This is a genomic window from Stenotrophomonas pavanii (assembly GCF_900101175.1).
GTDB lineage: Bacteria > Pseudomonadota > Gammaproteobacteria > Xanthomonadales > Xanthomonadaceae > Stenotrophomonas > Stenotrophomonas pavanii.
Genome location: NZ_FNFQ01000005.1, coordinates 244,327 through 263,796 on the forward strand (window position 1 = coordinate 244,327; position 19,470 = coordinate 263,796).

Below are 19,470 nucleotides of genomic sequence, written 5' to 3' on the forward strand. Positions count from 1 at the left end.
CCTGCGCTGTCAGCCGTTCAGCCCCAGACGGATGCCGAACCCGACCAGGAACAGGCCGGCCACGCGGCGCAGCGCATCGCTGATCCGCGGGTGCTGGATCAGCCGGCGACGGGCCAGGTTGCCCACGCCGATCAGCATCGAGCAGTAGGCGATGCTGACCACCAGGATGATGCCGGCCAGCGCGGCGAAGGTGGCGATGCCCTGGTGCGCCTTCGGATCGATGAACAACGGCAGGAACGCCATGTAGAACAGGATCGCCTTCGGGTTGAGCAGGCTGACCAGGATCGCCTGCTGGAAGTAGCGGCCCGGCTGCATGCGGATCGGGCCGGCATCACTGCCCTCGTGCTTCGGCGTGCGCAGCAGGCCGATGCCGACCCACACCAGGTAGGCCGCACCCAGGTACTGCACGGCGTGGAACACCAGCGGGTTGGCCTTGAGCAGCGCAGCCACGCCGGCCAGCGCCAGCCACATCAGGATCTGGTCACCGACCAGCAGGCCGGCCAGTGCGGTGTAGCCGCCGCGCACGCCGCCACGGCCGGTGGCGGTCAGCAGGGTGAAGGTACCGGGACCGGGCAGGGCGAGAAACACCAGCACGGCGACCAGAAACGTCCACAGGTCCTGGATGCCCATCCACGGCATGGCGGTGCGCTCTTGTTACGGGGGGCCGCCATTGTCGGCCAGCGCCCCCGCAGGCGACAGGGGGCCGGTGGGGCCAACCGGCATCCCAGACAGCAACGGTTGCAGGTGCTGGCGCAGCTGCGCATGCAGCTGCCTTACCGCGGGCGAGAACTGCTTGCGGTGCGGGCACACCAGCTGCAATGGGATGCTGCTGCCAACGCCGTCCAGCAACACCTGCAGGCGCCCGGCCAGCACGTCCTCGCGCAGGTCCAGCCAGGACTTGTAGGTGATGCCTTCACCGGCCACGGCCCAGCGCCGCACCACGTCGGCGTCGTCGCAGACCAGCGGGCCGCGCACGGGGATCACGGCGCGGCGTCCCTCCACCTCGAACGACCAGCGATCGTAGGCGCGGCCACTGAGCTGGTAGACCAGGCAGTCGTGCTCGCGCAGCTCATCCAGCCGCGTGGGCATGCCGCGCCGCTGCAGGTAGCCGGGCGAGGCGGCCAGCACGCGCCGGTTGCCTTCCAGCAGGGGCAGGGCCACGTAGTTGGCATCGTCGAAGTGGCCGATGCGGATGGCCACGTCGACCGGGTCGCGGAACACATCGGCCACTTCGTCGGACAGGCGCAGATGCAGGCGCAGCCGCGGGTGCGCCGCGCGGAACGCGCTCAGCCAGGGCAGCAGCAGGTTGCGGCCGAAGTCCGACGGCGCCGACAGTTGCAGGGTGCCATGCAGCTCGGTGTCCTCGCCCTGTACGCGGGCCTGGCCCTCGCGCAGGGTGGCCAGCACCTCCTGCGCATACGGCAGGTACAGCGCGCCCTCGCCGGTCAGGCGCAGGCTGCGGGTGGTGCGCACGAACAGGCGCAGGTCCAGCTCACGTTCCAGCCGCGCCACCGCCGCGGCAACCTGGCCGGGCAGCAGGTCGGCCTCGCGGGCGGCCTGCGAGAAGCTGCCCAGCGCGGCGGTACGAACGAACAGCTGCAGGTCGTCGAAGCGGATCATTTTCATTGCTGGAGTGAAAGTCCTGCCCGATTCTGCGCCTTTCTGCCGGCGCGCGCGCGGCGCAACCTGTCGCCTCCTTCCCCACTGGACCGTTGCCATGCGCGCCATTGCCTACACCCACGCCGGCCTGCCGATCGATGATCCGCAGGCCCTGATCGATATTGAACTGGACCTGCCGCAGCCCGGCCCGCGCGACCTGCGGGTGGCGGTGCGCGCGGTGGCGGTGAACCCGGTCGACACCAAGGTCCGCCGCGGCGTGGCCACCGACGGCCCGCGCGTGCTGGGCTGGGATGCGGTCGGCATCGTCGACGCGGTGGGCAGCGAGGTGACCCTGTTCCAGCCCGGTGACGCGGTCTACTACGCCGGCGTCATCGATCGCCCGGGCAGCAACGCCGAGTACCAGCTGGTGGATGAGCGCAGCGTCGGCCGCAAGCCGGCCAGCCTCGACGATGCCGCCGCCGCCGCGCTGCCACTGACTGCGATCACCGCCTGGGAGCTGCTGTTCGACCGCCTGCGCATCCCCGAGGGCGGTGGCGAAGGCCAGACCCTGCTGGTGATCGGTGCTGCCGGCGGTGTCGGCTCGATCCTGGTGCAGCTGGCGCGGAAGCTGACCCGGCTGACCGTGATCGGCACCGCGTCGCGCCCGGAGACCCAGGACTGGGTGTATGCGATGGGCGCCCATCATGTGATCGACCACCGCCTGCCGCTGGCCGAGGGCCTGGCGCGGCTGGGCATCAGCGAGGTGCAGCACGTGGCCAGCCTGACCCATTCCGACCAGCACTACGCGCAGATCGTGGAACTGCTGGCGCCGCAGGGACAGTTCGGCCTGATCGATGACCCGGGCCAGGTGGACGTGATGGCGCTCAAGCGCAAGGCACTGTCGCTGCACTGGGAGTCGATGTTCACCCGGCCGCTGTACCGCACCGCCGACATGCAGCGCCAGCACGACCTGTTGAACCGGGTGGCCGAGCTGGTCGATACCGGCGTGCTGCAGACCACCCTGGGCGAACATTTCGGGCGCATCGACGCGGCCAACCTGCGGCGCGCCCACGCGCTGCTGGAAAGCCACCGCGCCAAGGGCAAGATCGTGCTGGAAGGCTGGTAAGGCCGGGTCGTTCCCGCGCCCTTGGGGTCAGATTTCTTTCCGCCCGGGAAAGGATCTGACCCCTGCCTCAGGCCACGCCGTTGTCGACGTGTTCGGCGAAACCGGGCTGCTGGCGCAGGCGCTCGAACCAGGCGCCCACGTGTGCCAGCGCCGGCGTGTGGCCCGGTGTGCTGCGCCAGCGCTGGGTCGACAGCCCAAGCACGATGTCGGCGAGGGTGAAGGTGCTGCCAGCGGCGTAGCCGCCAGCGGCCAGCTGGGCATCAAGCACGCCCATCAAGCGGTTCCACTGGGCCAGGCTGGCCTCGGCGCGGGCATCGTCCGGGTAGTCCGGATGCTGGCGCACGCGTGCCATGAACACGTGCCGCCAGGCACTGTTGAGGTCGCTGGCCTGCCAGTCCATCCACTGCTCGACCCGCGCACGACCCTGTGCCGTGCGGGGCAGCAGGTCGTCACGGCCCGCGCGGGACGCCAGGTAGCGGCAGATGCTGTTGGACTCCCACAGCACGAACTCGCCATCACGCAGGACCGGCACCTGCCGGTTCGGGTTCAGGGTGGCCAGCAGGTCCGCGGGTGGCGCAGGCTCGTGGTGCAGGGGCAGGTCGAGGCCGGCACACAGCCAGAGCACCTTGCGCACGTTGATGGAGGTGGGCTTTCCGTACAGGGCAAGCATGGTCCTGGCGCAGCAGTTGAGACTGGGCAAGCCTACACTTGCCGCATGCAAACCGAATCCCTGCTCATTGCCGGCCTGCTGTTGGCCGTGCTCATCCTGCAACTGGTCGCCCTGCTGCGCCGCCCCCCGCATGACCGCCTGGAACAGGCGGTGCGCGAGGAGGCACGGTCCGGGCGCAGCGAGCTGCGCGAACAGCTCGATGGCTTCGCCCGCGCGCTGACCGATCTGTCCACCCGTACCGACCAGCGCCTGGACCTGCTGCGCGAAGCGCTGGGCGAAGATGCGCGCAAGGCGCGTGCCGAGGCTGCCGACAGCCAGCAGCGCGGCGCCGCGCTGACGGGACAGCGCCTGCAGGAGCTGCGGGGCCAGCTGGAGGCCTTCGGCCAGCAGCAGGAGGCGCGCATCCATGCGTTTGGCCAGCAGCTGCAGGAACTCACCGGACGTACCGATACCCAGCTGGGTGCGTTGCGCCAGACCCTGGTCGATGACGCACGCAAGGGCCGCGAGGAAGGCGCGCAGTCGCAGCAGCGCCTGACCGAAAGCCTCGGCCTGCGCCTGCAGGAGCTGACCCAGCGCAACGAACAGCGCATCGCCGAGATGCGCGCCACGCTGGAAGAGCAGCTGCGCGCGCTGCAGAACGACAACGCGCAGAAGCTGGAGCAGATGCGCCATACCGTGGACGAGAAGCTGCAGTCCACGCTGGAGACGCGCCTGGGCAATTCCTTCAAGCTTGTCTCCGAGCGCCTGGAACAGGTGCAGCGTGGCCTCGGCGAGATGCAGCAGCTGGCCACCGGCGTCGGCGACCTCAAGCGCGTGCTGACCAACGTCAAGAACCGCGGCAGCTGGGGCGAAGTGCAGCTGGAGAACATCCTTGAGCAGACACTCACCCAGGAGCAGTACGCACGTGCGGTGAAGGTGCGGCCGGACAGCGGCGAGATGGTCGACATCGCGGTACGCCTGCCGGGACGCAGCAGCGGCGATACCCCGGTGTGGCTGCCGATCGACTCCAAGTTCCCGCGCGAGGACTACGAGCGCCTGCTGGACGCGCAGGAGCAGGGCGACGCCGAGGGCGTGCGCCTGCAGGGCATCCAGCTCGAGCGCGCGGTGCGCGTGCAGGCCAAGTCGATCTGCGACAAGTACATCGCACCCCCGCATACCACTGATTTCGCAGTGATGTTCCTGCCTACCGAAGGGCTGTACGCCGAAGTGATCCGGCGCCCGGGACTGGTCGATCTGCTGCAGCGCGAGCACCGCGTGGTCGTGGCCGGGCCGACCACGGTCACCGCGCTGCTCAACAGCCTGCAGATGGGGTTCCGCACGCTGGCCATCGAGCAGCGCTCCAGCGAGGTATGGAGCCTGCTGGGCGCAGTGAAGAGCGAGTTCGGCAAGTTCGCCGGCATCCTGGAGAAGGCCGAGAAGCAGATCACCACCGTCGGGCGCAGCATCGGCGAGGCCAGCCGCAAGACGCGCACCATCGAACGGCGCCTGCGGGGTGTCGAGTCGCTGGCTGCCGAGCAGGCCCAGTCGCTGCTGGGCGACCTGGCCGAGGGAGATGCCACGGCCGAGGAAGAGGCGAGCGACGGCGAGGAGACCTGACCGGCGCCGACACGCCGCCTGCATCGCCGATGCGTATGCTGGCGGCCTGCCCGCCTGATCCGGTACCACGATGCGCCTGCCCCTTTGCACCAGCCTTGTCCTGACCGCACTGCTTGCTGCCTGCAGCAGCGCGCCACCGAGCGTGGACACGACCGCGCAGGCCACGGCCACCAGCCCTGAAGCCGCCGAGGCCTATCGCGAAGCGCGCGACGTCGACTGCCAGGCTGCCGGTGGCACCCTGCAGCGGCTCGGCCGGTTGCAGCGCGAGCAGTGCGTGATTCCCTATGCCGATGCCGGCAAGGCCTGCAGCCGCAAGAGCGACTGCATCGGCCAGTGCCTGGCGACGGGCGAGGGGGTGGCCGGCGTCGTGGCGACAGGCACCTGCCAGCGTGATGCCAGCCAGAACTTCGGTTGCCGCCAGCGCATCGACGACGGCAAGGCGCAGGGCACGCTCTGCGTGGACTGATCCTCGCGCCGGCCGCTGGCCGGCAGCCTCATGAACCCGTGCGAACGGTCGCACGATTCCCGGCCAGCAGCCGGCACGACCGGCATCGCGCAGCGCTATGCTGGTCGGCCATTTCCCGACGTAGCCGGAGCCCCCGCGTGAGTACCCCGATCCAGGACATTCCCCTCACCACCATCGACGGCCAGCCGTCCTCGCTTGCCGACTACCAGGGCAAGGTGCTGCTGCTGGTCAACGTCGCCTCCAAGTGCGGCCTGACCCCGCAGTACGAAGGCCTGCAGGCGCTGTATTCAGAAAAGCACGCCCAGGGCCTGGAAGTGCTGGGCTTCCCCGCCAACAACTTCCTCGGCCAGGAGCCGGGCAGCGAGGCCGAGATCCAGCAGTTCTGCCAGCTCACCTATGACGTCAGCTTCCCGATGTTCTCCAAGATCAGCGTGGCCGGCGAGGATACCCACCCGCTGTACCAGCAGCTGACCGCCGCGCAGCCGCAGTCGATCGGCGAAGGCCCGCTGCGTGAGCGCCTGGCCAGCAAGGAGATCCCGATCCATCCGGCACCGGCGGTGCTGTGGAACTTCGAGAAGTTCCTGGTCGGCCGTGATGGCAAGGTCGTCGCACGCTTTGCCCCGGACGTGGCCGCCGACGATGCACGCCTGCGCGAGGCCATCGAGGCCGCGCTGGCGGCCTGAGCAAGGCGTGCCAGCCGCGGTTGGCACCCAGCGGAAAAGAAAAACCCCGCCGAGGCGGGGTTTTTCATGCGCCGATGCAGGGCTTCAGTGGGTCCACTGCGGCATCGGCATCGCATCGACCGGGATCGGCGAATTGGCATCGTCATGGCCGCGGTCGCGCTTGCTGCGCAGGTCGTTCTCGATCTGGTAGTTGCGGCGCTGCATCCACGCATCGCGGACCAGGGCGTATTCGTCCACCGCGGTGTCGCGCAGATCGTCGATCGCCAGCAGCTGTGCGCGGGTGTCGACCAGCTGCAGGCCCTGCAGGCCGATGCGGATCTTGTCTTCCTCGACGCGCCGCATCGGCGACAACGGGATGTCACCGGCCAGGCCGAACACGTCGCGCACGGTACGCGGGCCGAAGAACGGCAGCTCCACGTAGCGCGAACGACGCCAGCCCCAGGCACCCAGGGTCTGGCCGAAGTCTTCATTGCGACGCGGCACCATCGCCTTGCTGGCCGGATCGAACAGGCCACCGATGCCCAGCGTGCTGTTCATCAGGAAGCGGCCGAGGCTGTCCCATGCGTCGGCACCGCGGCCCTGCAGCAGCTGATTGGTGATGGTCACCGGCGCACGCAGGTTGCTGAAGAAGTTGCTGATGCCGGTACGCGCGAAGCGCGGCACCACATGGGTATAGGCGGTGGCCAGCGGACGGGCCACACCGCGGTCGACCGCATTGTTGAACGTGTGGACCTTGCGGTTGAACGGTTCCCACGGATCGTAGGCCGCAGCGCTGCTGGTGGTGCCGGTGCCGCCATACAGGGCGTCGAAATCATCGTCGCCCCCGGCGGCGGTGGCCGTTGCGGTCTTCGCCGCGCTGGTCTCTGCGCCGTGTGCCGACGCAGCCGGCGACGGTGCGGAAGGCGCCGGTGGAGTGGCCTCGGCTGCGACCGGCGTCGCGTCGGCGCCGCCGGTATCGGCGGTTGCCGCCGGTGCCTCGGCCACCGTGCTGGCCGCGACCACGGTGCTGGCGACCGGTGCATCGCTGCGCGCGGGCTTGCCGGCACAGGCGGTCAGGGCGGTGGCCAGGAGGATCAGGGGGAAAGTGCGTACGACGTTCATGTCAGCTCGCAGCAGAAGTAGCGTTGAAATCCAGGTCGGGCGACAGCCGGTAGGCTGCGCTCAGCTCGTTGTAGCCGGCCGGCGCGCCGGCAATTGCCAGCAGGTGGCCCGCCTTGCGCGCACGGGCCGCCAGTTCGGCCAGCAGGGCCAGGCCGGCGCTGTCCACGCGCTCCACCTCACCCAGCTCCAGCCGTGCCAGCTTGGCCGGCAGGGCCTGCAGCTGCGGCCACAGCGCGATCACCGCGGCACGGTCGAGCACCCCGCGCAGGCGCAGGGTGTCGCCTTCCAGCAGCGCCAGTGCGTTACTTGCCATTGCCCGCGGGCCCGGCCTGCATGCTGCCGCTGTGCAGTTCGCTGGCCACCTGCTTGATGCCCTTCTGGCGCAGCGGAGTATCGAACTGGTTGCGGAAGGTCTGCACGTAGGAGATGCCTTCGATGTTGACGTCGAAGATCTTCCACTGGCCGTTGACGTTGCGCATCCAGTACTCGACCGGGGTCGGTTCGCTGCCGGCGCGCACCAGTTCGGTGCTCACGCGCACGCCGCGGTTGCCCGGCAGCGGGCTCTCACCCTTCAGGCGGAAGCTCGGCTTGCCCTGGATGTTGAGCAGGGTCGAGCCGTAGCGCTGCATCAGGCTGTCGGCCATGGCATCGGCAAACAGCTTGATGTCCGCGTCAGAAGCACCGCGGGCGTGCGGGCCCAGCACCAGGCGCGCGGCATAGTCGCGGTCGAAGGTGCGGTTCAGCTCGCTGTCGATGTAGCTGCGCAGGCTGGCCGGGTTGCTGCCGAACTCGCTCCGGCGCTGCTGCAGGGTGTTGAGGATGCGCGTGCTGGCATCGATCACCACCTTGCCGGCCTGGCCCTGCGTCGCAGCGGCAGCGGGGGCGGCGGCCTGGGCCTGGGCGAAGAACGGCGTGGCCAGCAGCAGCGCCGAGGCGAGCAGGGCCGGGATCAGTTTCGTTTTCATGGTTGCGGTTCCGTTGCAGGCGCCTGCGCGCCATCGTTGGGCTTCTGAGCAGCGCCGCCACCGGCGCCGCCACTGAACATGTACTTGCCAACCAGCTGGATCAGGTCCACCGCCGGCTGGGTGAAGACGATCTCGTCGCCAGCCTTCAGCACGTCCGGGTCACCGCCCGGCTGAAGACCGATATAGCTCTCGCCAAGCAAACCACTGGTGAAGATGCCGGCCGAGGTATCTGCCGGCAGGTCCTTGACCTTGCTGTCCATGCGCAGGGTCACGATGGATTCGAACTTCACCGGATCCAGGTCGATCGCGGCGACCTGGCCCACGGTGACACCGCCGATCTTCACCGGCGCCTGCTTGCGCAGCTGCCCGACCTGGGAGAAGCGCGCCTTCAGCTCGTAGCCCTGGCTGCCCCAGCTCCAGCGCTGGTTGGTCGAGGCCACGGCCAGCACCAGCAGCGAGGCCAGGGCCAGCAGCAGGAAGGCGCCGACGGAAAATTCGAGTCTGGGACCGCGGATGGCCATGTGGAATACCTGATCGAGTCGTGGTGGCCGCGCGCGCCTGCGCACCGCCGGTGGAGGGGTTAGGTGAACAACATTGCCGACAGCACGAAGTTGAACATCAGTACCAGCAGCGAGGCGTTGACCACCGCACGGGTGGTGGCCACCGAGGTGCCCTCGATGGTCGGCTCGGCATGGAAACCGACGTAGGCGGCCACCAGCGCGGCGGTGCCGCCGAAGATCGCCGACTTCAGCATCGCCACGCCGAAGTCGTCCCAGAAATCGACGCTGTTGCGCAGCGCCGACCAGAACACGCCATTGTCCAGGCCCAGCACGTGCACGGCCTCGAAGTAGCTGGCACTGATCGCCAGCGAGCAGAAGATGCCGGTCAGCAGCGGCACGGTCAGCACCGCCGCCCAGAAGCGCGGTGCCACGGCCTTGGCCACCGGGTCGATGGCCATCAGCTCCAGCGCCTTGATCTGGTCGGTGGCGCGCATCAGGCCCAGTTCGGCGGCGATCGAGCTGCCGGCGCGGCCGATGAACAGCAGCGCGGTCAGCACCGGTGCCAGTTCGCGGTACAGCGACAGGCCGAGCAGGGTCGACAGCGCGTCGGCCGCACCGAAGGTGGTCAGCGTGCGGTAGCCCTGCAGGGTCAGCACCAGGCCGACGAAGGCGCCACCGACGGCGATGATCGGCAGCGAGCGCGCGCCGATCTTGTAGATCTCGCGGGTCAGCTCGGCCAGGAAATCACGGGTCGGCAACGAACCACGCAGCACGGTCAGCGAGAACAGGCCGGCGCGGCCCAGCGAGCGGGTGGCTTGGACGAACGGCATCAGGCGACCCTCGCGCGCGGCGCGGCATCGAACGGGATGGGGCCATCGGGCTGGCCGTGCAGGAACTGCCGCAGCAGCGGGTCCTGGCTGGACTGCAGCGCCTCGGGCGTGCCCTGGAACACGATGCCGCCGTTGGCGATCGCGAGCACCTGGTCGCAGATCGGCAGGGTCTCGTGCACGTGGTGGCTGACGATGATGCTGGTCAGGCCCAGGCTGTGGTTGAGGCGCTGGATCAGGCTCATGATCACGCCGGAAGCGATCGGGTCCAGCCCGGTCAGCGGCTCGTCGTAGATCATCAGCGGCGGGTCCAGCGCCAGCGCGCGGGCCAGCGCCACGCGGCGTGCCATGCCACCGGACAGCTCGCGCGGCCAGGCATCGGCAGCGGCCAGCAGGCCCACCGCATGCAGCTTCATTTCCACCAGCCGGCGCAGCACGGCGGCCGGCAGGCGGGTATGGGTACGCAGCGGCAGCGCGACGTTCTCGGCCACGGTCAGGTCGGTCAGCAGGCCATTGCCCTGCAGCAGCACCCCCACGCTCTTGCGCATTTCCAGCAGTGCGCCGCTGTCCTGCGGGATCGGCTTGCCGAACAGGGTGACCTCGCCGGCGACCGGGCGCAGTTCACCGGTCAGTGCCGCCAGCAGGGTCGACTTGCCGCTGCCGGATGGGCCCAGCACCGCAGTGATGCTGCCCTTGGGCACCTGCAGCGACACGTCACGCAGGATCGTGCGCCCGCTCCGGTCGATGCGGACGTTGGATAACTGCACCAGACTGGACGTGGAAGCCGACATGGGCACCATTAACGTTTTTTAGACATCGAAGGATCGGGCCCGTCGGCTGAACATAAGCAGACTGGACGGTCCAGTATTGTGGCACGGCAAGGCCCCTGCCAGGCCGGGACAATCGGCCGGCAGCGCGGAACAATCCGTACCGGCGATGAGCCAGCCATTGAATACGGCCTGCTCTGCTGCACACTGTGCATGATGAGTGACCCGGGCAGCGATTTCCGCCTCTACCATTCCAATTCCCTGGACGTGCTGGCCGCGCTGCTGGCGCGCAACGTGCGTGCGCCGGTTCCGGGCCAGCCGTTGCTGACGCCGGACGTGGTGCTGATCCCACAGGTGGCGATGCGGCGTTGGCTGCAAGCGACACTTGCTGCCGAATATGGCGTTGCCGCCAACCTTGAGTTCCTGACCCCGGGCGAGTTCGTGGCCCGTGCACTGAACGCCAATGTGCCGGGGGAACGCGACGACCTCGACGCGGCCGGCCTGCACTGGAAGCTGTACCAGGCACTGCGCGACCCGGCATTGCTGGCGCGGCCAGCACTGCGCGCGCTGCAGTCCTATCTTGCCGGTGGCGACGCGCTGAAGCCCTGGGCACTGGCCGGCGAACTGGCCTCGGTGTTCGAGAAGTACCAGGCCTGGCGGCGTGACTGGCTGCTGCGCTGGGAGGCCGGCGCCGACCCGGCCGATCCGCAGGCCATCCTCTGGCGCACCATTGCCGGTGGCCACGACTATCGTGCGCGGCGCATCCAGGCCTATCTCGATCGTTTCGAGGGCGCTGGCCAGCCGCTGCCGGAAGGCCTGCCGCGGCGCATGTCGGCATTCGCGACGCTCAACATTTCGCCCGACGTGCTGCGGGTGATGGCCACCCAGGCGCGGGTGGGCGAACTGCATTTCTACATGCCCACGCCCGTGCAGTCGTACTGGGGCGACCTGCAGACCCTGGCCGAGCGCCTGCGCAGTGGCGCGCCGGATCCCTTCGGCGAAGCTGCGGGCGAGAACCGGCTGCTGGAAGCCTGGGGAGCGGCCGGGCGCGATTTCATGGCGGTGCTGGGCAGCTACGAGGTGGTGCACCCGGCCGGCGAGATTGCCGCGTATTCGGATCCGGAGGACGACACCCGGCCGACGCTGGCCGAAGGCGGCCTGTCCGACAGCCTGCTGCATCGCCTGCAGCGCGATCTGTTCCACCGCCGTGCGCTGCCCTCGGGCGAGCTGCGCGACGGGCTGCGCAGCGACGATCCCAGCCTGCAGGTGCATGCCTGCCATACCCGCCTGCGCGAACTGCAGGTGCTGCACGACCAGCTGCGCAGCCTGCTGCAGGACCCGCGCTTCGACCCGCCGCTGCAGGCGCGGGAGATCGCCGTGCTTGCACCGGACATCGACCCCTATGTGCCGTATCTGGAAGCGGTGTTCGGCGGCCGTGGCGGCGAGGACGAGCACATTCCCTATGCACTGGCCGACAGCAGCCCGCTCGCCGGCGAGCCGCTGGCCGACGTGTTCGTGCACCTGCTGGGCCTGCCGGTCTCGCGCTTCGGCCTGAACGAAGTGCTGGACCTGCTGGCCAGCGCCCCGCTGGCCGAGGCGGCGGGCCTGGAAGCGGTGGACTTCGACCGCCTGCATGGCTGGCTGCAGCAGGCCGGCGCACGTTGGGGCCTGGATGCGAAGCACCGCAACCAGCACCAGGCGCCGGCCGACGATGCCTACACCTGGCAGTTCGCGCTGGACCGGCTGGTGCTGGGCCATGCCACCGGCAGCGAGGCCGATGTGGCTGGCGTGGCGCCGTGGATCGAACTGGAAGGCGGTGCGCTGGAAGCGCTTGACCGGCTGCTGCGCCTGTTGCGCGTGCTGGCGATCTATCAGCGCCGCTTGGGTGAGCTGCTGACGCCGGCGCAATGGCGGCAACGGCTGCTGTCGTTGCTGGATGCGCTGCTGCCGACTGCGCCCAGCTCGCCCAACAGCCAGCGCGCCCTGGAACGCCTGCGCAAGCTGCTGAACCAGTTCGCCGACGATGCGGCCAAGGCCGGCTTCGACGAAGGCGTGCCGCCGGAGGTGGTGCGCGCGCACTTCGCCGCCGTGCTGGGCGAGGCCGATACGCGCGCGCCGTTGTTGACCGGTGGCATCAGCTTTGGCCGCATGGTGCCGATGCGGCTGCTGCCGTTCCGGGTGATCTGCGTGCTGGGCCTCAATGACGGTGACTTCCCCCGGCGTGACCCCGCCGCCGGTCTCAACCAGCTCACCGCCGAGCTGGAGACGCCGCGCCGCCGACCCGGCGACCGCTCCACCCGCGAAGACGACCGCTTCCTATTCCTGCAGCTGTTCGCGGCCGCGCAGGAGGTGTTCTACCTCAGCTACCTGGGCGCCGATCCGCGCGATGGCAGCGTGCGTGAGCCGTCGGTGCTGGTCAGTGAACTGATCGATGCCGCCGCGGCGTATCACCTCGACCCGCCAGCGGCCGCCCGCGACTTCACCGTGCGCCATGCCCTGCAGCCGTTCTCACCGGCCGCTTTCGGCGATGGCGATCCGCGTCGCTTCAGCTATCGGCGGCAGTGGCACCCGGCGGCCGGGCGCCTCAGCGGCCAGCGGGGCGACCTGCAGCCGTGGTTCGATGCACCGTTGCCGCCGCCGCTCGACGATGCGGTGGAAGACGACGTCGCGCTGGATACCCTGCGTCGTTTCCTGTGCGATCCCGCCGGGCAGTTCCTCGCACAGTCGCTGGGCCTGCGCCTGGCCGACGACGTCGAGGAAGTCGATGACCTGGAACCGCTGGTGCTGTCTTCGCGCGGCCCGGAGAAGCGCAGCGTGCAGGCGGCGGTGGTGCGTGCCACGCTCAGCGGCGATACCGAGCCGTTGTACCCGCGGCTGCGCGCGCGTGGCCTGTTGCCGTCGGGTCCATTGGGCGAGCGCCAGTTCGACACCGAACAGCTGAAGACCCGCCCGTATGCCAGCGCGCTGCTGGGCTGGATGCAGGGCGAACCGCTGGAAAGCCGCCGCTACGAGGTCGAGATCGACGGCGTGCGCCTGCATGGCCGCGTGGCCGATCGGCATCCCGCAGGACTGGTGCGTCTGCGCGCCGGCCCGCTCAATGGCAATGCGGTGATCCGCCAGGGCCTGGACTGGCTGCTGGCCAACGCGGCTGGCGACGCCCTGCCGCTGGTGCAGTTCTACGATGGCGGCGACAACGGCCCGGGCCCGCACGTGCTGCCGGCACTGAATGTTCCCGCAGCACGTGCGGCCTTGCGCGCGCTGCTGCAGCTGCGCCGGCGCGGCCTGCGCGAACCGCTGCGCTTTGCCCCGTATACCGGCTGGGTGCTGTACACCACGGCAGGTGAGAAGCAGCGCAGCGAAGGCTGGAAGCAGTGGCACGGCAGTGACCGCACGTGGGGCGAATCGCGCAGCGACGCCTGGCAGCTGCTGCTGCGCGGTGCCGACCCCTTCGCCACCGACGCGGGCTACGCCGACCTGCTGCGCAACAGCCAGGTGGTCTTCAGCGCCGTGCGCGAAGGCCGCGCGCTTGCCGCCGCCAGCCAGGAGGGCAGCGGATGAATACCTCCATGGCAGACGAAGGACTTCAGCGCATGGCTGGCGATCCCTACCTGGCCCTGCCGCTGGACGGCATCCGCCTGATCGAAGCCAGCGCCGGCACCGGCAAGACCTTCACCCTGGCGACGTTGTTCACCCGCCTCGTGGTGGAGCAGGGTCTGCGCATCGGCCAGATCCTGGCGGTCACCTTCACCGATGCCGCCACCCAGGAGCTGCGCAAGCGCATCCGCGAGCGCCTGGCGCTGGCTGCGCGCCTGGTCGATCTGGAACCGGCCGAGGGCGAAGCGCCGGACGTGCGGCTGACCCGCGAGGTGCTGCAGCGCCACCTGCGGAGTGGCAGCGAGAGCCCGGCCGCGCTGAAGCGCCGGCTGCAGGTGGCGGCCGACGAGATCGATCTGGCCGCGATCTTCACCATCCACGGTTTCTGCACCCGCGTGCTGCGTGAGCACGCGCTGGAAAGCGGTCACACGTTCGATCCACCGGAGCTGCTGGCCAGCGACCGCGAGCTGCTGGAAGAGCTTGCGGCCGACCTGTGGCGCGTGCATGCCAACGATCCGGCCACGCTGGAGCCGCTGACCTGGCTCTGGTCCAACCCGGACGCGCTGGCGGCCGACCTGCGCGCGCTGCTGGGCGCGCCGCCGCTGCACCCGTTGCTACAGGCAGTGACGCTGGCCGACCCGCAGGCCGCCCTGCAGCACGCGGCGGCAGTGCTGTCCGCAAGCGTGCGCGAGCACGGCGAGCAGTTCTTCATCGACCTCTGCGATGCGGTCGACAACAAGTGGATCAACGGCGTGTCCTACAAGCTGGGCTGGTTGCACCCGCTGGGCCGGCAGCTGCTGGCCTGGGCCGAGCGCGACGATCCCCGCGAACTGCTGGCCAGCGATCGCCTGCCGGCACTGCTGCCGGACGTGCTGGCCGACAAGACCAACAAGAAGTTTGCCGATCGGACACCGTCGTCGCCCTTGCAGGCACCGTTGGCGCGTTATGTCGCGCTGCTGGCCGAACGCGATGCCTGGCTGCGGGACAGCGCGCTGGCCTTCCTGCACCGCCTGCGCGAAGAAGCCGCGCAGCGCCTGCAGGCGCTGAAGCGAACGCGCCGGGTTCAGACCTACGACGACCTGATCGATGGCGTGGCCGCAGCCCTGGAAGGCCAGCAGCGGCTGGCGCTGGTCAGGCAGCTGCGCGCGCAGTACCGCATCGCGCTGGTCGACGAGTTCCAGGATACCGACGATCGCCAGTGGGGCATCTTCCACAGCGTGTTCGGCGATTCGCCGGAGGTGCGCGAACTCGGCCTGGCGCCGGCGCTGTTCCTGATCGGCGACCCGAAGCAGGCGATCTACGGCTTCCGCGGCGGTGATGTCCACACTTACCTGAAGGCCAAGCAGGTCGCGCAGCAGGCGCCGGTGCTGGACCAGAACTTCCGCTCGCGACCGGCCGTGCTGCGTGCGCTGCAGGCGCTGTACGACAACGGTGGCGACGACGCCTTCCTCGAACCCGACATCCAGTTCGAGCCGGTGCGTCCCGGCGGCGTGCGCACCGATTCGGACTACCTGCGCCACGGCGATGCTGCGGTGGCGCTGACCCTGCGCGTGCTGCGCAGCGGGTCCGACAAGGCGATGAGTGCCGACGCCTCGCGCGATGCAGCGACGCGGGCGTGCGTGGCCGCGATCCACCAGACCCTGGTCGATGCGCGGGCTGGCAAGGCGCTGCTGCGCGGGCGGCCGGTACAGCCGGGCGACATGGCCGTGCTGGTGCGTTCGCACCGTGAGGCCACCCTGGTGCAGCGCGCGCTGGCGGCGGTCGGCATTCCTGCGGTGGCGGCCGGCAAGCAGAGCCTGTTCGCCACCAGCGAAGCGCGCGATCTGCGTGCGTTGCTGCTGGCACTGCTGCAACCGGCCGACGAGGGCCGCCTTCGCGCGGCGTTGGCCACCGTGCTGCTCGGCCAGCGGGCCAGCGCGATCGCGGCGATGGAGCGCGAGGGCGACCTGCAACGCGGGTTCCAGGCGCAGCTGCTGCACTGGCGTGAGCGCTGGCAGCGCGGCGGACCCTTCGCGGTGATTGCCGATGTCTGTGCCGCACAGGGCGAACGCCTGCTGGCGCTGATTGACGGTGAGCGCCGCCTGACCAACTACCTGCAGTTGGGCGAACTGTTGCAGGAGGCCTCGGCGCAGGCGTTGGGCATGCATGGCCTGCTGGACTGGCTGCAGGGCCAGATGGCCAGCGCCGACCAGGATGACGAGCAGCAGCTGCTGCGCCTGGAATCGGATGCACGCCGCGTACAGATCATCACCCTGCACAAGAGCAAGGGCCTGGAGTATCCGCTGGTGTACCTGCCCTTCGTCGGCATCGACGGCGGTGCACCGAACACCGCGTCGCACTGCACCGTGCACGTCGATGGCCAGCGCCAGCTGCACTGGAAGCTGGGCAAGGACGACGCCTGGGAAGCAGCCAGCAGCCAGCGCGAGCGCGAGCAGCGCGCCGAGGATGCGCGCCTGCTGTACGTCGGCCTGACCCGCGCCGAGCACGCGCTGTGGATCGCCGTGGGCGATCTGGCCGGGCTGCGAAAGACCCGGCTGGCACCGCTGCTGGGCGACCTGCAGGTGCTGCGCTCGCATCCCGACGTGCACATCGACGACAGCGAGGTCCCGGCCACGCTGCCGCAGCTGGCGGCTGAAGTGGAAGGCGACCTTCCGGCAGTGCGGGCACTGACCCGGCGCGTGCCGCACGACTGGTGGGTATACAGCTTCACCCAGCTGGCGCATGCCGATGCCGGCGCTGGCGGTGATATCGAAGCGGCGGCCACCGAGCTGCCGGCGCCCGCCGCCGACGAACCCGCGGGCGCGGAACTGCCGCTGGAACCGGCACTGCCGGAGCCGGCCGTCGCCGCCGAGGACAGCACGCCTGTGGACCCGCGCTTCATGGGCAGCCGCTTCGGCAACGTGCTGCATGAGGCCATGGAGAACGTTGACTTCGCCGCATGGGCCGGCTGGCAACCCGGCCTGCCGGCGCCGGAAGGCCAGGCCGAGGTGCTGCGCAAGGCGCTGCACGACGAGGGCTACGCCGATGCCGACCTTGAGGAGGGCGTGGCCGTGCTGGTGCCCCTGGTCGGCCACACGCTCACCGTGCCGCTGCCCGAAGGCGGAGCCCTGCACAGCCTCGGCGAAGGCGAGCGCCGTGCGGAGATCGACTTCCATTTCGCCATCGAACCCACCACGGTGCCGGCACTGCTGCAGGTGCTGCATGCACACGGCGTTTCCAGTGGCCGGCGCGGCTTCGGCCAACGCCGCCGCCTGGAAGGGCTGATGACCGGCATGATCGACCTGACCTACGTGCGCGATGGTCGCTGGTATGTGCTCGACTACAAGTCCAATCGCCTGCCCGGCTACAGTCCGGACCTGCTGGCCATAGCCATGCGCCACAGCGAGTACGACCTGCAGGCGCTGATCTATACCGTGGCGCTGCACCGCTGGCTGCGCTTCCGGCTGGGCGCGGCCTATGACTACGAGCGCGACATGGGCGGCATCCGCTACCTGTTCTGCCGTGGCCTGGACGGCACCGGCAACGGCGTGCACGTGGATCGCTTCCCGTTCGCGCTGGTGGATGCGCTGGATGCGCTGTTCGCCGGTGGCGGGCAGGCCCAGGCCGAACTGGCCGCACGTGCGCGGGGGGGCAGCGCATGAGCCTGCTGCACGAGCTGTATCGCAACGGCCAGCTGCGCACGCTCGATCACGCACTGGCGACCAGCCTGCAACGCTTGCGGGCGGATACCCCTGACAGCGTGGCAGTGGCGGCCGCGCTGGCCTCGCTGGCGGTGTCGCAGGGCCATGCCGGGTTTGATCCGGCACAACCGGAGCGGTTGCTGGACGGCGTGCCCGAATGGCCTGCCGCGCAGGACTGGCTGGCACAGTTGCGAGCATCACCGTGGGTAGCGACGCCGCAGCAGGCCGATGCCATCGCCGAGGACGCGCCGCTGGTGCTGGAGAACGGCCTGCTCTACCTGCGCCGCTACCGCGAGTACGAGCGGCAGCTGGCGGCCGGGCTGCAGCGCATCGGCCGGCATCCGCTGCCGCCGCCGGACATGGCCGCGCTGGCACCGCTGTTCGCGCAGCTGTTCCCGCAGGCATTGGGCGGCGAGGACCACCAGGCACGCGCCGCCGGCGTGACCCTGCGCCATCCGCTGGCGCTGGTCACCGGCGGCCCCGGCACCGGCAAGACCACCACCATCGCACGCCTGTTGCTGCTGCTGGCGGCGCAGGCCCGGCATGCCGGCCAACCGCTGCCCGAGGTGGCGTTGGCCGCGCCGACCGGGCGCGCCGCCGAACGCATGGCCGAGAGCCTGCGGCTGGCCGTGCAGCGCCTGCAGGAGCACGGCGTGGACCCGGCGCTGTGCGCGGCACTGCCCAGTACCGGCACCACCCTGCATCGCCTGCTTGGCGTGATCCCGGATTCGCCGCGCTTCCGCCACCACGCCGACAATCCGCTGCCGGTGGACGTGGTGGTGGTGGACGAAGCGTCGATGATCGATCTGCCGATGATGGCCAAGCTGGTTGACGCGGTCGCCAGCGGCACGCGGCTGATCCTGCTCGGCGATCCCGACCAGCTGCCGTCGGTGGAAGCCGGCGACGTGCTCAGTGCGATCCTGCGTGCCAGCGGTGATGGCATCGGCACCCGCGCCGATGACGCGCAGGCGCTGCGTGGATTGCTGGCGCCGTCCACGCTGCAGCCCCAGGCCGAGCCGCGCGCCTTCGCCGGCCGCCGCGTGCAGCTGCAACGTGGGTACCGGCAGAGCGATGCACTGGTGCTGGCCCCGTTGGCAGACGCCGTGCGCGAGGGTGAGGCCGGCGCCGCCTTGCAGCTGCTGCGCGGCGGTGAACTGGCCGGCGTGCATTTCCACGAAGGTGAGGCCGACCCGCTGCGCGGCCAGCGCGAGCACCTGCTGGGCCATTGGCGTGCGTTGGCCGACGCCGCCGATCCGGTGCATGCCCTGCAGCAGGCCGGGCGACTGCGCGTGCTGACCGCGCTGCGCGAAGGCCCGCAGGGCGCGCGTGGCCTCAACAGCCGCATCGAGCAGCTGCTGGCGGGCAACACCCCGGGCTACTTCCAGGGCCGCCTGCTGCTGGTGACCGAGAACAGCTACCGGCACCGCCTGTTCAACGGCGATATCGGCATCTGCCTGCGCGACAGCAGCGGCGCGATGGTCGCCTGGTTCCCCGGCGACACCGTCGAGCAGCCGCGCGCCTTCCACCCCGCAGCACTGCCCGCGCACGAAAGCGCCTTTGCGATGACCGTGCACAAGGCACAGGGCTCGGAGTTCGATGAAGTGTGGTTGCAGCTGCCACGCCAGGACAGCCGCGTGCTGTCGCGCGAACTGGTCTACACCGGCCTGACCCGTGCTCGCCAGGAGCTGCATGTGGCGGGCAGCGCAGAGGTGCTGCAGGCCGCATTGAAACGCCACGCCAGCCGGTTGGGTGGCCTGGCCTGGCGGCTGGGTGCGGAAGCGGTGGCCGAACAACCCGCGCGCATCGAACAGCCCACAGTACAGGGGACCTTGTTCTGAATCGGGGTCGGATCCCGTTTCCACCGGGAACGGGCCCTGACCCCATCCCCGAGGCACG

The 19,470-nt window shown here is 69.8% G+C and carries 16 protein-coding genes; 7 read left to right on the forward strand and 9 right to left on the reverse strand.

Annotated elements, in window-relative coordinates; genetic code table 11:
* Positions 1 to 9 precede the first annotated feature (9 nt).
* Positions 10 to 639 carry a leucine efflux protein LeuE gene (leuE, locus tag BLS66_RS11050; protein WP_049468378.1) on the reverse strand — a complete coding sequence of 210 codons (630 nt, stop codon included), beginning with the start codon at positions 637 to 639 and terminating at the stop codon, positions 10 to 12.
* A 15-nt stretch (positions 640 to 654) separates the two neighbouring features.
* Entirely contained in the window at positions 655 to 1,626 is a 972-nt protein-coding gene (locus BLS66_RS11055; RefSeq protein ID WP_057494903.1) for a LysR family transcriptional regulator, read from the reverse strand.
* Between the two features lie 91 nt (positions 1,627 to 1,717).
* Here BLS66_RS11055 and BLS66_RS11060 point away from each other — a divergent pair, with 91 nt between their 5' ends.
* Complete coding sequence (locus tag BLS66_RS11060) at positions 1,718 to 2,725, forward strand: zinc-binding alcohol dehydrogenase family protein (RefSeq protein ID WP_049468374.1); 1,008 nt, start codon at positions 1,718 to 1,720, stop codon at positions 2,723 to 2,725.
* Between the two features lie 67 nt (positions 2,726 to 2,792).
* Here BLS66_RS11060 and BLS66_RS11065 read toward each other — a convergent pair whose 3' ends face one another.
* Positions 2,793 to 3,395 (reverse strand): glutathione S-transferase family protein, encoded by a 603-nt coding sequence (locus BLS66_RS11065; protein WP_074725865.1) that lies wholly within the window; start codon positions 3,393 to 3,395, stop codon positions 2,793 to 2,795.
* A gap of 45 nt (positions 3,396 to 3,440) precedes the next feature.
* On the opposite strand from BLS66_RS11065, the gene BLS66_RS11070 reads away from it, so the two are divergent.
* The 3 genes from BLS66_RS11070 to BLS66_RS11080 all read left to right on the forward strand — a co-directional run bounded on the left by BLS66_RS11070 (position 3,441) and on the right by BLS66_RS11080 (position 6,140).
* Positions 3,441 to 4,991: a DNA recombination protein RmuC gene (locus BLS66_RS11070; protein WP_074725866.1), complete on the forward strand. Its 1,551-nt coding sequence runs from the start codon at positions 3,441 to 3,443 to the stop codon at positions 4,989 to 4,991.
* Positions 4,992 to 5,061: 70 nt separating this feature from the next.
* Positions 5,062 to 5,457 (forward strand): hypothetical protein, encoded by a 396-nt coding sequence (locus BLS66_RS11075; protein ID WP_074725867.1) that lies wholly within the window; start codon positions 5,062 to 5,064, stop codon positions 5,455 to 5,457.
* 137 nt (positions 5,458 to 5,594) lie between these two features.
* Positions 5,595 to 6,140: a glutathione peroxidase gene (locus BLS66_RS11080; RefSeq protein ID WP_053461715.1), complete on the forward strand. Its 546-nt coding sequence runs from the start codon at positions 5,595 to 5,597 to the stop codon at positions 6,138 to 6,140.
* A gap of 84 nt (positions 6,141 to 6,224) precedes the next feature.
* Here the strand turns inward: BLS66_RS11080 and BLS66_RS11085 are convergent, their stop codons facing one another.
* From BLS66_RS11085 to BLS66_RS11110, 6 genes are read right to left on the reverse strand one after another with little or no spacing between them, the layout of a single operon-like run.
* Positions 6,225 to 7,241: an MlaA family lipoprotein gene (locus tag BLS66_RS11085; protein ID WP_074725868.1), complete on the reverse strand. Its 1,017-nt coding sequence runs from the start codon at positions 7,239 to 7,241 to the stop codon at positions 6,225 to 6,227.
* 1 nt (position 7,242) lies between these two features.
* Complete coding sequence (locus tag BLS66_RS11090; protein WP_049468361.1) at positions 7,243 to 7,554, reverse strand: STAS domain-containing protein; 312 nt, start codon at positions 7,552 to 7,554, stop codon at positions 7,243 to 7,245.
* Positions 7,544 to 8,206, reverse strand: a complete 663-nt coding sequence (locus tag BLS66_RS11095) for an MlaC/ttg2D family ABC transporter substrate-binding protein (protein ID WP_049468359.1) — start codon at positions 8,204 to 8,206, stop codon at positions 7,544 to 7,546. The genes BLS66_RS11090 and BLS66_RS11095 overlap by 11 nt, the downstream gene beginning before the upstream one ends.
* Positions 8,203 to 8,727 (reverse strand): outer membrane lipid asymmetry maintenance protein MlaD, encoded by a 525-nt coding sequence (gene mlaD, locus BLS66_RS11100; protein ID WP_049468358.1) that lies wholly within the window; start codon positions 8,725 to 8,727, stop codon positions 8,203 to 8,205. The genes BLS66_RS11095 and mlaD overlap by 4 nt, the downstream gene beginning before the upstream one ends.
* Positions 8,728 to 8,786: 59 nt before the next feature.
* Positions 8,787 to 9,536, reverse strand: a complete 750-nt coding sequence (locus tag BLS66_RS11105; protein ID WP_005414955.1) for an MlaE family lipid ABC transporter permease subunit — start codon at positions 9,534 to 9,536, stop codon at positions 8,787 to 8,789.
* On the reverse strand, positions 9,536 to 10,324 hold the full coding sequence (locus BLS66_RS11110) for an ABC transporter ATP-binding protein (protein ID WP_074725869.1): 789 nt from the start codon (positions 10,322 to 10,324) through the stop codon (positions 9,536 to 9,538). The genes BLS66_RS11105 and BLS66_RS11110 overlap by 1 nt, the downstream gene beginning before the upstream one ends.
* Positions 10,325 to 10,513: 189 nt before the next feature.
* Between BLS66_RS11110 and recC the strand changes: the two genes are divergently transcribed.
* The 3 genes from recC to recD are packed head-to-tail and all read left to right on the forward strand — an operon-like array spanning position 10,514 to position 19,412.
* Positions 10,514 to 13,858, forward strand: a complete 3,345-nt coding sequence (recC, locus tag BLS66_RS11115) for an exodeoxyribonuclease V subunit gamma (protein WP_074725870.1) — start codon at positions 10,514 to 10,516, stop codon at positions 13,856 to 13,858.
* Positions 13,855 to 17,535, forward strand: a complete 3,681-nt coding sequence (gene recB, locus BLS66_RS11120; RefSeq protein WP_074725871.1) for an exodeoxyribonuclease V subunit beta — start codon at positions 13,855 to 13,857, stop codon at positions 17,533 to 17,535. The genes recC and recB overlap by 4 nt, the downstream gene beginning before the upstream one ends.
* Positions 17,532 to 19,412 carry an exodeoxyribonuclease V subunit alpha gene (gene recD, locus BLS66_RS11125; RefSeq protein WP_074725872.1) on the forward strand — a complete coding sequence of 627 codons (1,881 nt, stop codon included), beginning with the start codon at positions 17,532 to 17,534 and terminating at the stop codon, positions 19,410 to 19,412. Before recB ends, recD begins: the two co-directional genes overlap by 4 nt.
* Positions 19,413 to 19,470: the final 58 nt, after the last annotated feature.